The sequence below is a fragment of the Pseudovibrio sp. Ad26 genome (genome assembly GCF_001623285.1).
Taxonomy (GTDB): domain Bacteria; phylum Pseudomonadota; class Alphaproteobacteria; order Rhizobiales; family Stappiaceae; genus Pseudovibrio; species Pseudovibrio ascidiaceicola.
The window spans coordinates 1-13,968 of record NZ_LMCE01000058.1; the positions used below are offsets into that span (position 1 = coordinate 1).

At 51.0% G+C, this 13,968-nt stretch carries 16 protein-coding genes; 5 read left to right on the top strand and 11 right to left on the bottom strand.

The window, feature by feature from the left end:
- Positions 1-476 precede the first annotated feature (476 nt).
- The 5 genes from PsAD26_RS12715 to PsAD26_RS12735 all read right to left on the bottom strand — a co-directional run bounded on the left by PsAD26_RS12715 (position 477) and on the right by PsAD26_RS12735 (position 3,397).
- Positions 477-926 (bottom strand): hypothetical protein, encoded by a 450-nt coding sequence (locus PsAD26_RS12715; protein ID WP_153041498.1) that lies wholly within the window; start codon positions 924-926, stop codon positions 477-479.
- Between the two features lie 177 nt (positions 927-1,103).
- On the bottom strand, positions 1,104-1,892 hold the full coding sequence (locus PsAD26_RS12720) for a hypothetical protein (protein WP_063310738.1): 789 nt from the start codon (positions 1,890-1,892) through the stop codon (positions 1,104-1,106).
- Between the two features lie 41 nt (positions 1,893-1,933).
- Positions 1,934-2,341, bottom strand: coding sequence for a hypothetical protein (locus PsAD26_RS12725; protein ID WP_063310739.1), 408 nt, complete (start codon positions 2,339-2,341; stop codon positions 1,934-1,936).
- A 12-nt stretch (positions 2,342-2,353) separates the two neighbouring features.
- Entirely contained in the window at positions 2,354-2,806 is a 453-nt protein-coding gene (locus tag PsAD26_RS12730; RefSeq protein WP_063310740.1) for a hypothetical protein, read from the bottom strand.
- Between the two features lie 6 nt (positions 2,807-2,812).
- Positions 2,813-3,397 carry a hypothetical protein gene (locus tag PsAD26_RS12735; protein ID WP_063310741.1) on the bottom strand — a complete coding sequence of 195 codons (585 nt, stop codon included), beginning with the start codon at positions 3,395-3,397 and terminating at the stop codon, positions 2,813-2,815.
- Positions 3,398-3,710: 313 nt separating this feature from the next.
- On the opposite strand from PsAD26_RS12735, the gene PsAD26_RS12745 reads away from it, so the two are divergent.
- Together PsAD26_RS12745 and PsAD26_RS12750 are read left to right on the top strand one after the other, a co-directional pair.
- A complete protein-coding gene (locus PsAD26_RS12745; RefSeq protein WP_063310743.1) occupies positions 3,711-3,968 on the top strand; it encodes a hypothetical protein in 258 nt (85 codons plus the stop codon).
- Positions 3,965-4,831, top strand: a complete 867-nt coding sequence (locus tag PsAD26_RS12750) for a Bro-N domain-containing protein (RefSeq protein ID WP_063310744.1) — start codon at positions 3,965-3,967, stop codon at positions 4,829-4,831. The genes PsAD26_RS12745 and PsAD26_RS12750 overlap by 4 nt, the downstream gene beginning before the upstream one ends.
- A gap of 468 nt (positions 4,832-5,299) precedes the next feature.
- On the opposite strand, the gene PsAD26_RS12755 is transcribed toward PsAD26_RS12750, so the two are convergent.
- Positions 5,300-5,779, bottom strand: a complete 480-nt coding sequence (locus tag PsAD26_RS12755) for a hypothetical protein (protein WP_063310745.1) — start codon at positions 5,777-5,779, stop codon at positions 5,300-5,302.
- A gap of 152 nt (positions 5,780-5,931) precedes the next feature.
- Positions 5,932-7,008 (bottom strand): site-specific integrase, encoded by a 1,077-nt coding sequence (locus PsAD26_RS12760; protein ID WP_063310746.1) that lies wholly within the window; start codon positions 7,006-7,008, stop codon positions 5,932-5,934.
- A 107-nt stretch (positions 7,009-7,115) separates the two neighbouring features.
- Here PsAD26_RS12760 and dusA point away from each other — a divergent pair, with 107 nt between their 5' ends.
- Positions 7,116-8,162: a tRNA dihydrouridine(20/20a) synthase DusA gene (dusA, locus tag PsAD26_RS12765; protein WP_063303738.1), complete on the top strand. Its 1,047-nt coding sequence runs from the start codon at positions 7,116-7,118 to the stop codon at positions 8,160-8,162.
- Between the two features lie 135 nt (positions 8,163-8,297).
- Positions 8,298-9,119, top strand: coding sequence for a sulfite exporter TauE/SafE family protein (locus tag PsAD26_RS12770; protein ID WP_063310747.1), 822 nt, complete (start codon positions 8,298-8,300; stop codon positions 9,117-9,119).
- A gap of 180 nt (positions 9,120-9,299) precedes the next feature.
- On the opposite strand, the gene PsAD26_RS12775 is transcribed toward PsAD26_RS12770, so the two are convergent.
- From PsAD26_RS12775 to PsAD26_RS12785, 4 genes are all read right to left on the bottom strand, one after another.
- Positions 9,300-9,998, bottom strand: coding sequence for a TIGR02281 family clan AA aspartic protease (locus PsAD26_RS12775; protein ID WP_063310748.1), 699 nt, complete (start codon positions 9,996-9,998; stop codon positions 9,300-9,302).
- Complete coding sequence (locus tag PsAD26_RS28840; RefSeq protein ID WP_206600011.1) at positions 9,983-10,204, bottom strand: DUF1289 domain-containing protein; 222 nt, start codon at positions 10,202-10,204, stop codon at positions 9,983-9,985. The genes PsAD26_RS12775 and PsAD26_RS28840 overlap by 16 nt, the downstream gene beginning before the upstream one ends.
- A gap of 40 nt (positions 10,205-10,244) precedes the next feature.
- A complete protein-coding gene (locus PsAD26_RS12780) occupies positions 10,245-11,417 on the bottom strand; it encodes an alpha/beta hydrolase (protein WP_063310749.1) in 1,173 nt (390 codons plus the stop codon).
- 154 nt (positions 11,418-11,571) lie between these two features.
- Complete coding sequence (locus PsAD26_RS12785) at positions 11,572-12,390, bottom strand: adenosylcobinamide-GDP ribazoletransferase (protein ID WP_063310750.1); 819 nt, start codon at positions 12,388-12,390, stop codon at positions 11,572-11,574.
- A gap of 393 nt (positions 12,391-12,783) precedes the next feature.
- Here PsAD26_RS12785 and cobT point away from each other — a divergent pair, with 393 nt between their 5' ends.
- The gene (gene cobT / locus PsAD26_RS12790) at positions 12,784-13,812 is read left to right on the top strand and encodes a nicotinate-nucleotide--dimethylbenzimidazole phosphoribosyltransferase (protein ID WP_063293179.1); all 1,029 of its coding nucleotides are present in this window, start codon (positions 12,784-12,786) and stop codon (positions 13,810-13,812) included.
- The last annotated feature ends 156 nt before the right edge of the window (positions 13,813-13,968 follow it).

Sequence of the window (13,968 nt, forward strand, 5' to 3'; positions counted from 1 at the left end):
CAAGTTGGCTCTGGACATACAATAACCAACGGCCCAACATGGCCATCGGCGGCATCACGCCTGCCAAGAAATTGAAACTGGCTGCATAACTCTACCGCCAAGCTCCTCCAATAATGGGGGGATTACCAGATCTCCTGTGTGGTTGTTGGCTGAGATGAACGGAGTGTCGCGATCACACGAGCCTCAAGATTCGCATCATAAAGTTCTAGGATACATTCCGTAAATTCTTTGAATGTCGGTGTTTTAACGTCTTTCTGATCTTTAAATAAGAATTGCCGTACAGATTTAACTCTCGCACTAAGATGCTCAGGGAAATCTCTCGGAAAGAGAGGCCTAAACTGATCACCAATGTCTTGAATGCGATCTAGTTGCCTTCCCTTTCCACGTATTAAGATTTTAATAGAGTTTCTTAATCGAGTGTGTAGGCTCAAATCTGTCGCAAAGCTCATCCTGACCTCAATATTTCTATAGACCCATTACTGATTGTTCTTCTTCGGACTTGGTGATTGAAAGCGCCGTGCTATAATTTCCTGCGTCTCTTCGTCTGAAAACCCAGTCTCTCGAAGTTTTCTGTACTCTTCAGCATCATATCCATCCGGAACAGCTACATTCATCATGGAAATGTTGGTTCTCTTGAATTCGCGTGCAGAGTACCGATGACGGACTACTTTTCCCATGGCGACAACAGTTGAGATACTAAAGGCAATACTTGTCCAAAAGATCCAGCCATTGTGAGAAACCACACCACCATGATGTGAGCAAGCTCCTCGGGAGCCGATGGAGGGAGAGTTCCAACCATCACTGCAGGTCGCGGGCACTCCAAAGAAAACATTCAACACAATCATCGCAATCACGAATACTATGAAGGCCAATAACCATGGATTTATTGGGTATTCAGGTTCTTCTGGCATATATGGATAATTCATCTTTGAGCCTAATTGAACATTTGTGGGCTAATGAGCAAGGCGCTTATCAGATGTGCGTCACGCTTGAACAGGCTTTTATGTACTTTTGGGGTTGCATAAAGATGTCTTCAACATCTTCAGGAACTGGGCTTTGAGGCTTCTGCAGGTAAGTCACTTGCGTCTCTCTCAGGCACTCTCTTATCTCTCGGCCACTCGAATTTGACTTTTCTGTACTTCCGCAAGAGGTGCGTACTTCTCGACAAGTGCCTCAACAATAATGGCATTTGGACTGTCTTTACAGTTCGGGCCTAATAGGATCTGAGCGTGATCTAGGATGTTATCTTTGAGAGGGATATGCACGGCCTTTTCTTCGTACGAAATGTCATCTCGCACCTGTCTGGCTAGATCTGGAGGGAGTACGGTGTTGAGTTTTTGCACCAAGCGGAACCGCACTTCGTTCTCAAACTTCCAATGATGAGCTTTGAACAATCCAATCTTTTTGTAGTTGTGAAAATCTCGTTCCTCGCCGTAGCTATTGGCATGCACGACAGCAAGTGCTCTTGATCCGTCAAGCTTGTAACGAATTTCATCAGGACCAAGCATTTGATCGAGATAAACATCAGCTTGCTCCCCCGTTACTGAGTTTTGTGCAGTTACCGTAATGCCGGTGTCCAACTTGCTTGACTTGACGGGGTAATCCGGTTCTTGACTCGTTACTACAATGTCGCCGTTCACTTTGAACATTTGCGCAGGCAAACCGAGCCGCACCCCGTCGAAGCCCGAATACATACGCCACATTGGTATCGTGTCATCCGACAAGCTTGTCCAAGATGAGCAATAGACCTGTTTGGCAGCATTATCGAAGGTAACTGTGGCTCCTTCCTCTGGATCATTTAGGCAATCTAATCGACTGAAACGTAAGGTTTGGTATTTCAATATACAGGCTAGCGACTGGACTGATGTGTAATGATAGATGAAGTCACTCATGTTGATGCCCCCCCAAAAAAAGAAAATACCGCCTGCAGGTCTCAGGTTGGCAGGAAGTCTTCTAACTCTGCAAAAAATTGTTGATGTTTTTCAGGGTGGTAATCGAAATGTAGATACATGTTTTCATCTTTATTGATGAACTGAGAACAGGTAGAACTTTCAGAGGTGAGCATGCTGAACCCTTGCCAATTATGTCCCAGCACAGCAATGGGCGTCTCTGCAAGAAGTACCCATGTGAGATCAACATCTCCCAAGCGAGCTCCTCCCATGCTGAAACCCAACTCTGGAAAATCGCCCTTGGTAAAGTTTGGCAGCTGATAGCCATCCTTAATAAGGTTGATGACATCACTGAGAGGGGTATCGCGCTCTACATAAAACCGCATTTCATGCGGCCCCAAATAGTCATCCCCCATACAAACACCATCTCTCGTTACAATTACTTCCACCATTGGTGTAGTCCTTCACTTGGCGAGCATCTGCTCACAATTTAGCGCGTAGTAAAAGCTTGTGGCCTCTGCCTCTTGCCTTAGCACTCTTTGAGATGCGTTCAGCTCGCTCCAATTTTCACGCGTTACTGACTGGCCAGCGATATGGTGAGTCCTGTCCCACAAAACACCCAGCATGAAATCAGCAGAGGGTCCGCCAAAGGCGAGCTTTACGATCATATGAAGCGAAGCTTCATCTTCTTCAGTAAGCAGCTCTTTGGATTTGAGATCATAGGCAGGTTTTAAGTTTTCGTAGCCCACAGTAAAAAGCTCTTCGCTTTCCTTTAAATCAGCAAGATGAGCAAATGCAGCGCACTCCCATACAGCCAAGCCCCTGTTAGCATTCTCAGCGAGAGAGCCTGCCTCTAGGGAAGTAAACCCCATGAATGACATTAAAAGTGCCACGCCTATGGTTTTCATGTTGGCCATTATTCTCTACTCATCCCAGCTCTTTCGTAACTCCCACCAGCGTTTGCCTTCTACCGGCAAGCCGCAATGGTAGTAGAGGGGCTCCAATGCATCTTCCATGCCAGTGATGTCGAACTCTTTTGTCATTGAGCCGTATGCAGTTTCGAAACGGAAGGTGATTTTCTCGTGTTCTATGAACCGATTAATGTAGGCTTGTGCAGGGTAACTGTTGATAATGATTGCGTCTCCGCCCTCCACTAGAGATAGTGCTTTTGTGAAGGGTTCGATTACAGGCTTCAGGATCTCAACACGATTGTAAGATGTGCCATCCTTCGGGCTTAGATCACAGTGTGGCCACACAAATCCAAATCGAAACCCTTCTTGGTATTGGCTTCCGTCATATGTGCAGATTGCTATGAGAATAGGACTTTGAATTGTTCCTGTTTTGGGACAATGCTCAACAGTGCTTTTGCTTTCAATCGAGAGAACATCTAAACCCGTGTCGGGATTTATGAAGGCATTCTTTTCCCAGTCGGCCTTTGCAATATTTGAGCTAAGTAGAGTAATGCAGCTTAGCGCGATTGAGAAACGGTGAATGGTCGAAGGACCCATGCAATTTACTCCTTCAAATACCATAAAACAGGAACTGGATTCGCTGGCCTTGACAAGCTTTTATTTGTCCGTCAACTTATCCATGCTCGCTTCAAAGTGGTGAGCCGGGATTGACAGCTCGTTCGAAACACAAGGCGTCACCGCGCCAAAGAACCGTTCTTTTTGAGCGCGTTTTTTGTTGCGCCTATGGTCAGGCGTTATGGGAGGCTTCGGCCTGCCGGCTTCCTTGTGTACCGGTCTGTCAACCCGTGGCGTCTGACCGCCATATTGACAGGTGACGGTCAGACTAAATCCATACACAAGGGAATTAGTCATGACAGAATTTTCCCGGAATACCTCGTTTCAAGCCCTTTCCTCCAGCCACTCGGCACTGCAGAGCCTTGCAGCGCGCATCGAGGGGCTGTTTCAGGCTCTCGGGCATGTCTCCAACGAGATCTCCAGTCCAAGCCCGCTGTGGAACGCAGCCGTTGCCTTGCAGGATGAACTCTCCGAGCGTCACAGCGATCTCATCAAAGAGCTGGATGCCATGGAAAGCAACATCAGCAAGCTGAACCGGGGAGGGCAGGCATGAGCGCGCTCACCATCTTCGACTTTGAAGAGCACAGCCTGCGTACATTGTCGGTGGACGGCCTGTTCTGGTTCATCGCCAAAGATGTCTGCACCGTGCTGGAGATCAAGAACAGTCGGCAAGCCGTCACCAAACTTGACAACGATGACATACGTGTCATTTCAAATGACACGAGCGCGGGTAAACGGCAGTTTACTGCGGTGAATGAGAGCGGCCTCTACTCGCTCATTTTTGAATCCCGCAAGCCAGCGGCCAAAAAGTTCAAAAAATGGGTGACGGCAGAAGTGCTGCCCGCGCTGCGCCAGTCCGGCTCCTACTCCATGGGCCCCACACCGCAAAAGCAGCAAGGGCCAGACGCAAAGCAGGTGCTGCTCGTCAATGAGATGAACGCCCGCGCCAATCTGCTCAAAGAAGCGCGCTACATCTATGGCCGCGAAGCCGCCATGCAGCTGTGGGACAGGCTCGGCCTGCCGGATATCGCAGGCGAGGGCGTCAACCAGGTGGCCGGCACCGCAGCCGATGATCCCGATGGCTGCCTGACCCACCTGATCAACTTCACCTGCGGCAAAAACCTCTCCGTCCGCATTGCCCTGGCCTTCGCCCTGGCAGATGACGTCGGCGCCCGCCGCATGGAACAACTGGGCCTCAAACTGCGCCCCCATGCCTACCCGGACGGCGTCGCCATCGCCTACGATCACGACTACCTGTGGGAGGTCTTCCGCCTCACCCAATGGCACGGCAACTGGAAACTAGCCCTGCAAAAACTCCCCGCCGCCTGCCAATCCCAAAACGCCATCATGATCGACGGCAAGCAAAGAAGAGCAGTGATACTGCCCCTCTCATTGGTGGAGAGTTATGTGGGGTAGGGAGCTGACGAAAAAGGGCAGGGCTTTTTGAGTCCTGCCTTCTCAGCTGGGCGATGGGTCTCTCATGAAAAAGGCGACAATCTGAGTTGCAGGAAACACTTCATTCCGTAAACAAGTTTCGATGAAGCGACCTTCAAAATCTCGATAGCTCTCTCTCGGGCTAAAAGCTAAGTGAGCACCTCTTAGATAGGACATGATTGAGAACACCTCAATTAATTCTTCCTGCTCCGCTTCAAAAGGTACATCTGGATATCGAAACTTCAAAACCCAACCAACATAATCAGTGCAAGGGCGATTAGCGATATCATTTAGGTTCGCGGAGAAAGCAGGATTTGAACACATTAATGCTAAGCACAACGATACTCTTATTAACATTAAGTCACGTGCTCCAAAGTTGCGTTGAAGTTCTACAAGTTAAAAGCTCTTGTAGTTCGACTTCTGTGCCGCTTTTTTAGTTGCGGTACAATATTAGTCTTTAAATTGCGGAGATATATGAGATGCGTTCCAAATCATATCCTTTGGAGGGTATCGGTCTTTGTATTGTGCCGGAGTATTGTAACGAAGTTTCGGAATGCTCCAACAAGTGAGGTATCCTTCTCCAGCACCAATGATCTTGTCGGAACTATACCCCTGATAACCACTCTCATATATGGCTGTGCTATACCCGCTGCGTCGCCCTTCGACAGAGAATTTCACGGCTTCCATTACCGATCCAGAGTGGTTTTCAATAGTAATTTCTAATGGAAATTTTTGAGAGCATGATGTCTTATTGTAAGAAACTGAAAGCTTGACGCTCTCTTTTTTTCGCTGTGCTAGAAAGTCCTTGATGAAAAAATAGCCACCGCCGATAGCGGTTGAGACTGTTATGAACAACAGTAATAAAAGGCTTTTTCTTGGATACTTAAAAAGAAGAAAAACGAAAATACCAATTCCAATAATCCATTCCATGGTTGTCTTCCTGATTGCGAAATTGGTCTCAATTGCTTTCAGTTGCAAATGTTATGCATTCTATAAAATTCAATTATTTCCAAATTGCAGACTTGTGGCTCTATGTGAAAACTACCTATTTGCGTTTTGTTCCAGCCTAGGTGTGTCTTGAGTTATTGTAGCAGCTTACCGAGCCAATCCCAATCCTCATATCTGTCTGTCTTGCTTTGAATGTGAGCGTAACGCTTCAGAGAAGTCCAACTCCTGTGGCCAGAAACAGCTGCGACATGAGGGATGGTTAGGCCGCTTTCAAACAGGATCGAAATGCCTTCGTGTCTGAGGTCGTGAAAGTGCAGATCCTCAATGCCAAGCACCTTGCAGGCTCTCGTGAAAGTCGTTGAGATGGTTCTCGGGTTATAAGGGAAAATCTTCTCGTCAACTTCATCTTGATTTTCAAGGAAGGAGATTGCCCGGTCTGGCAGATCAACCAGAACATCGTTTCCGATCTTCTCACCAGGGTGCTTCATGTCTCTCACCCAGATGCGCTTGTGCTCTTTGTCGAAGTCAGCCCACGTCAATCGACAAATCTCATCCAGGCGACGCGTCGAAAACAAGGCGAACGGGATAATCTGTGGCATTGGTGTGCTGCCTGGGTATTTTGTCTGGCTCAGGCAAAAGTGCTTTAGCAGTTTGTCCAACTCATCCAGTGACGGTCGGCGCTCCCGCTGTTTGGACTTTGACGTGATGCCAAGGCGCTTGCACACAATGTGAGCGTCTTCCATGACTTGCTTGTCGAGAGGATAGCCCCATGCAGCGCGTGCAATGGAAAACACCGCTGAAAGATGGGAGAGATAATTGCCGACTGTTTGCGGCTGGACGTTTTGAGAAAGCTGTTTTGCAAACTCAACGATGTGCTCGGACCGGATCTCAGTGCAGTCCAGGTCTGCGATCGCATGTTGCTCTCGAATAGTCTCCAGAACCTGAGACTTTGTGCGGCCAATGTTTTTGTTGTGATCTTCGATATATCGCTTTATTACCTCCCCTAAAGTCTTCGAGGGTTTTTGGGCTTGTTCTAGCCCACCTGGAAGCGATAATTCGGTCTCTCGTTTGTTGAGCCATGCTTGGGCTGCCCTCTTGCGGGAGAAGACCTTGCTTTCTCGATGGACAATTTTGCCTTTTCGCTTGATGAGTATCTGCGCGCAATGTGAGATACTGCCATCTTTGCGTGGTTTTGAGACTATAGTGCCCATCGGTACGAACCGCCCTTTTCGAGTACGAATTATTCGTACCAGAAGGGACGCGATAGTCAATAACGGACAGAAACGGTACGAATTCGATAGAGTTCTAGGGATGCTAAATGATTGAAAAAACAAAAAAACTCTATGATATCAATCAGTCTGTCTTCGCGGTCGCGCCGATGCTTGACTGGACGGATAGGCATTGTCGTGCATTTCATCGTGTCCTTTCCAAGAACTCGCTGCTCTATACTGAGATGGTCACTACTGGCGCTTTGATCCATGGCGACAGGGACCGTCATCTTCGGTTTTCTAAAGATGAGCAACCAGTTGCCTGCCAGTTGGGGGGCTCTGATCCCAAAGCGCTTGCCGAGTGCGCCAAGATGGTGGAAGATTGGGGCTACGATGAGGTCAACCTCAACGTGGGTTGCCCGTCTGACCGGGTACAGTCCGGCAAGTTTGGTGCCTGCCTCATGCTGGAACCTGAATTGGTAGCGGAAGGCATTGCTGCCATGAAGGATGTTGTGTCTATTCCCGTCACCACCAAATGCCGCATTGGGGTGGATGCTCAGGAGCCGGAGGAAGCGCTGAATGCGCTGGCAGATAAAGTCATCGCAGCTGGCACGGACGCACTGTGGGTGCATGCCCGCAAGGCCTGGCTGAAAGGCCTGAGCCCGAAGGAAAACCGCGATGTGCCGCCGCTGGATTATGACCTTGTCTATCGCCTGAAGCAGCGCTTGCCGGACGTGTTTATCGGCGTCAACGGCGGTGTAGCCACATTGGAAGAGACCTCAGCGCATTTGGAAATGCTGGACGGCGTCATGATGGGCCGCGCAGCCTATCAAAACCCGATGTTGCTGGCTGAAGTGGACCGCGTGGTCTACGGAAAAGAAACTGCTGCAATCTCTCCTGTTGAGGCGATGGACCTTTACCGCAGTTATATTGAGGATGAACTGAGCGCTGGCACAAAGCTGGCGTCAATCACCCGCCATATTTTAGGAACATACCAAGGCGTTCCTGGTGCTCGTCATTTCCGCCGTATCATGACGGTGGATGCAAACAAGACAGGCGCTGGCATTGAGGTGCTGGAAGATGCATTGGCCGCCGTATTACACCATCAAAGTGTAATGCGCGAAGCACGCGAGCAAAAAGAGGCCGCATTGATTTAAAGCGCACTCCCGAAAAGTGGCTACCGGTTTTCGGACAAGAGTGCGCTTGAGGGATGCGTATTCCCGAAGAATGGACGCTAGTTTTCGGACAAGGGTACGTGTAGAAAAATTTGTTTGGAATTGAGGAGGGGCAGCATGGACATGATTACAGCGTCTATGCTGGGTTTCGGAGCGGCATTGGTTGCCTCCGGCGCACTAGCAGGTTTTCTGGCAGGATTGTTTGGTATCGGAGGCGGCGCGATCCTTGTGCCGGTTCTCGTGACCATTTTAACGGAAGTGGGCGTTGATCCTGACGTCGTGGTCCACATCTCGGTGGCATCCTCTCTGGGAGTGATCGTCCCAACGTCTCTACGGTCCTTCTTCGCGCATAAAAAGAAGGGCGCTGTGGATCTGTCCTTGCTGAAAAGCTGGATTATTCCGGTGCCTATTGGCGTGCTGCTGGCATCTTATGTTGCTGCGCTCGTTTCAGGGGATACGCTCAAGGGCATCTTTGCTGTGATCGCGTTCGTGGTCGCCATGCGCATGCTGTTCAACCGTGAAAGCTGGAAGCTGGGCAACGATATTCCGGGCAATCCGGTGCGTGCGCTCATTGGTGTGCTGATCGGCTTCTTCTCAACGCTCATGGGCATCGGCGGCGGCGTTATGAACAACACCTTCATGACCTTGTTTGGCCGTCCGATCCATCAGGCTGTTGCAACATCCTCCGGTGTTGGAGTGCTGATTTCCATTCCGGCGGTCTTTGGCATGGTCGCCGCAGGTTGGGGGGCTCCCAATCTGCCACCGTTCTCAGTTGGCTACATCAACCTGCTGGCTGTGGCGCTGATCATTCCGATCACAATCTATGTGGCACCATTGGGCGCGCACTTTGCGCACAAACTGCCAAAGCGAAAGCTGGAAGTCGCGTTCGGTGTCTTCCTGCTCATCGCTTGCGCCCGGTTTACCTTCAGCCTGCTGTAAGCCAGTCCCTCGTAGAAACAAGAAAAGCCGCTGACAGTGATGGCAGCGGCTTTCTTTTATCTGATATCAGATGAATGATTTACAGCGTATCGCCGAAAAGTGGAAACCGGTTTTCGGATAAAGATACGCAAAAACAAAGGCTAAAGCAGTTCAGATGTTTCAACCTAAATACGAACTGCTTTAGCGAGCCTTCAGGATCAGCTGATTGCCTTCCACGCGCCAACTGGCAAACGTGTTCAGGGCGCTCATGCCCAACAAGCTGGTTGAGAGCATCTCCTCCTGCGCCACAAAGGCAGGCACGTCGTTTAGGTCCCAGTTTCCGATCTGCATATCTTGCAAGCGCACACGGGCCACAAAGCCCATGCCGTTGGCGGTGGAAACGGGCGTCGTGAAGGACAGGTTCTGCGTATCAATGCCAACCCGGCGGGCATCGCCATAAGAAAGGGTGATATGGGACGCGCCTGTATCCACCAGCATATCGACAGAGGTGCCATCCACCTGTGCATCAATGAAAAACTGATGGTTGATGCCGCGTGAGATCACCAACTCGCCGCTTGCTGTCTGGGAGATAGAGCCGGGGAACAGCTCGGACATCACGCGGTCACGAACGGTCATCAACTCATAGCGGTACGAGTAGCCTATGATCAGCAGCAGAGCCAGGCCACCCCAGAAGACGACTGCGCCAAAAACTTCGCGAAACTTCGGGCGGCGGATGAGCATGCCCATCCCAATCACAATACCCATGGCGAGCAGGGCAACGAGGCGCGGCCCGTCCTCCTGAAATTTGTCGCCCAAAAACTCAGGTGTCCCAAGGTATCCAGTCGCAACGCCAATCACCATTGCGCCAATAAGAATGACAAGGCCTATCGTCCAGCGCATTGCACATCCTCCTGTGTTACCGTGAGAAATCGGGCTTTCCGGGCAGGGAGCTTGGCCAGCACATCATGTTGAGCTTGCGCGGAGAGGGAATTCCATCCGGCGATCTCACTCAAAAGACGCCAACAGCTCACGCACATTGTCCGGTCTTCATCCAGCTTACACAGTTTTAAACAAGGGCTGGCGGGTGGTTCTAAGGTGACTGACAAAATAAAGTCCTACAAAATCGCTGGGGCTCCAACGCGCATTTTAGGGGCGCGTTGAAACTGATCCGGGTGTGCTCACCACAATCTTGGCTGTGTGGCCAAGGAACTCGGTAAAGCTGCGTCCGGCATTGCCAAGGCGCCCGCGAATACCTTGTTTGCTTCTGTTCTGCTTGCCCTGTTCAAGCGCTTTCACAAGTTGAGGGCCAAACTGAGCAAGCTGCGCATATTTGTCATGGTTGATCGAATCTTGTGACTCTACCTCTGTCAGATCAATAACAACAATGCCAAGTTTCGTCAGCCTTTCGTCGTCTTCCACATCACCAACACGCGCTTTACCGCCAGCAAGCCTGCGAGAGAAGCGCAACGCTCGGTCATCACGCGAGACCAGAACAAAAACAGGGTTTGCTCTGTACCCAAGAGAGGTAATCATTGTTTCGAAAACATCAATATCAATGTCAGGAGAGGCCATGACAACGGTGACTTTTTTGTTCTTCAAAAGCCCTTTGCCCTGAAGCTCCATTTGTCTCAAGGTCTCCAGCAGCAACAGGTTGCCAAGAGAGTGTGCCACAATGGTAATGCGTTGCGCACTGGAGTTTGTCAGATCTATAAGGACTTTCTCCAGCCCATCTCGTGCAATGGCGACGCTGTTGGTGTCGTAAATGTAGTCTGTGAGATAACCCGCTGAGGCCCAGGTGAACAGAATAGGCAAGCGCTTCTCTTTTGCATCAGCTGCCATCTGCGCCAGTCGGAAAACCCCCTCAGAGAAGCGGGTATTGTATCCATGAATAAACAGCACAGCCTCACGCTCTTTTCCGGAGCGCATTGCAAGCTCGCGGTTTATCTGTTGCTGAAACGCGGCGTTTCCATCGATGTAAGAGGCTTGGCGAACCACGAAATCTGTGTTCGGGTTACCCGGAGGGGAAGATGGCCATGCGATCCGTCCTGGTTCGTGGGATGGCGGAATGGAAATGGTCGCCGACCCAAAATCCAGTTTTTCAGAACGCTTCGAAGAGTAGAATTCATGAGGCACGTCAGAGCGCGCGCGCGTGGTGGCGATGAGCATACTGACTTCTCTGGTCCCTGGCGCTTCTTCCAAGGAAACACGTAGGGCATCCGGTCCGGGCCGCGAGGCACAACCAGCAAGGACAGCAGCGGCCAGCGCAAAGGTGGCAACTCGTTTTAATGCAGACAGTGCGCAAGCAAAAGAAGGCGTCATGGTTTCTCCGGGCCCATATGGTTCAATCAGTGGGTCACTCGCGTTCTAGGCAGTCAATGCGCGTAGAATAAAGCTAAAATGCTAGCAAATGATTGCACAATGATGGTTTCTTAGCGTGCAGCTCCGGTTTTCAGGCAGCAAGATGCAGCAGGCTCTAAAGAGAAAGGACGCCCAGCAGGAAGCCCAGTGAACCAACTTGTTGCGCAGCCCCCAAAACATCACCCGTGATGCCCTTAATTTTTGCCAGAGATAATTTTGCTAAGGCACCCACCACCACAAAGCTGAAGGCTGCTCCAAACGCCACCTGCCAGAAGCTCAGGTAGAACAAGCTGATGACCAACAGCGGCAAGGCAAAGCCCGCAGCCCAGGAAACCGCACTGTTCTGCGGAATGCCGAAGCGGGTGGAAAGTCCGCCATGGTAAGCAGGCGGCATTGTGTTCCAGATCCAGATCATGCCAAGCCGGCCAGTCGTTTCCGCGGCCAGATAACCAAGCGCCGCGCCCATGCCGCCAAACCTCTCCAGCAACATGGAAAGAAGCAGCCAGCGCAAGCTCAGGGAAAGCACAAGCGCCACGGTGCCAAAAGCACCAATACGGCTGTCCTTCATGATCTCAAGCCGTCGCTCAGCCGTATGACCTCCAAAGAACCCGTCAACCACGTCAGAAAGGCCATCTTCATGCAGGCAGCCCTGAACAGCTGCGGCCACAGCCACCGCCAGCAACGCCACAATGGCAGGCGACAGGGCGCTTTGGGCAAGCACGAGCAGCACCAGCATACTTGGCAGCGAAATGATGACACCCGCCAGCGGAATACTGCGCGCGCGCATCCGAAAATCAGGTGCCGTGTTCAGGTCATCCCAGCTTCCTAGTTTCGGCAAGGGAATGCGGGAGAAGAAGCGCACCAGTTCAGCCACCTCGGCTAAAATGGAAGAGGAGGACCTAAGAGAATCTTCTGAATGTTTGTCGTCGGACATGATGGGTTCTCACAGAAATGAAACAGGCATGAAATACCGCTGGATTCAGTTAAAGCGCGTTCCATTTGATTGCTTCAATCAAATGACAAGAATTCGCTCAAACACAGAGATTTCAGAGCACGGCGCATGAATGCGCAAGCTCTAAATCAACAATTTGTAGTTTGCAAAGCCGTGGAAACCACAAATAGTTGATAAGTCTCATTTGTATTCTGCTTCCGGTGGCTTATAGATCTGCGCAATCAACAAAGCGCAAAAATTCATTTTGCGGGTCAACTAATGCGTATCTCCGAAAAGTGGAAACCGGTTTTCGGATCAAAGGTGCGCGGAAACAAAAGCTAAAGCAGTTCAACTGATCCAACCTGAATGAGAACTGCTTTAAGTTCGGAGAAGCGTATGTCTCTTGCAACGTCTGCACTGCCATTCGATGATATCAGAAACCTGGTGGGTGCAATGCCCGGTCCAAGCCTTGAAGCGATTGAGGCGGTGAAGAAACGCGATGCGCAGTTGACGAAGCCTCAAGGCTCTTTGGGCCGTCTGGAAGAGCTGGTGGAATGGCTGGCAGCCTGGCAGGGCATGCCAATGCCAAAAGTCACCCGCCCACTGGTTGCTGTGTTTGCCGCAAACCATGGCGTTGCTGACAAAGGCGTTTCTGCTTTCCCGAAAGAAGTGACCGCGCAGATGGTCTCCAACTTTGCTGCAGGCGGCGCAGCCGTAAACCAGCTTTGCATTGCGTATGACCTTGGCCTCAAAGTGTTCGAACTGGCACTCGAAATGCCAACCCCGGACATCTCCGAGGAAGACGCTTTTGAAGAATCTGAGTGCGCAGCGACCATGGCCTTCGGCATGGAAGCGATCTCCGGCGGGACGGATCTGCTCTGCCTTGGCGAAATGGGCATCGCAAACACCACTGTAGCCGCTGCCATCTTCTACGCGCTGTTCGGCGGCACTGCAGAAGAGTGGGTTGGCCCGGGCACTGGCGTTCAGGGTGATGCGCTGAAAAACAAGATTGCTGTTGTTGAGCAAGCTGTGCAGCGGATCGGCGGACCGGGCAAAGTTGAGCCTCTGGAAGTTCTGCGCCGGATCGGTGGCCGCGAAATCGCAGCAATGGCCGGTGTTATTCTTGCAGCGCGCATGCAGCAGGTTCCTGTCGTTGTTGATGGCTTCGTCACCTCCGCCGCAGCTGCCATTCTTTACAAGATGGACAAGACTGCGCTGGAGCACTGTGTGTTCTCTCATGCCTCCGCTGAGCCTGCACACCGCCGCGCCCTGACCGAGATGGGTGGCAAGCCTCTTCTGGATCTGGGCATGCGTCTGGGTGAAGGTTCTGGTGCAGCAATCGCAGCAGGCATCATCAAGGCAGCTGCAGCGACCCACGCAGGCATGGCGACCTTCGCTGATGCAGGCGTTGCAGCTCAGGACTAATATGAGAATAGCCCCTCTTCTGAGGAGGGGGATAAATTGAAAAAGGCCGCCTCAACTCCACGGAGTAAGGCGGCCTTTGTCGTTTTCAGTAAATAACGCAGGAAAAACGCGTTCCTTTCAAACCAACGCACATAGCAACGCAAACGTGGGTTTGAT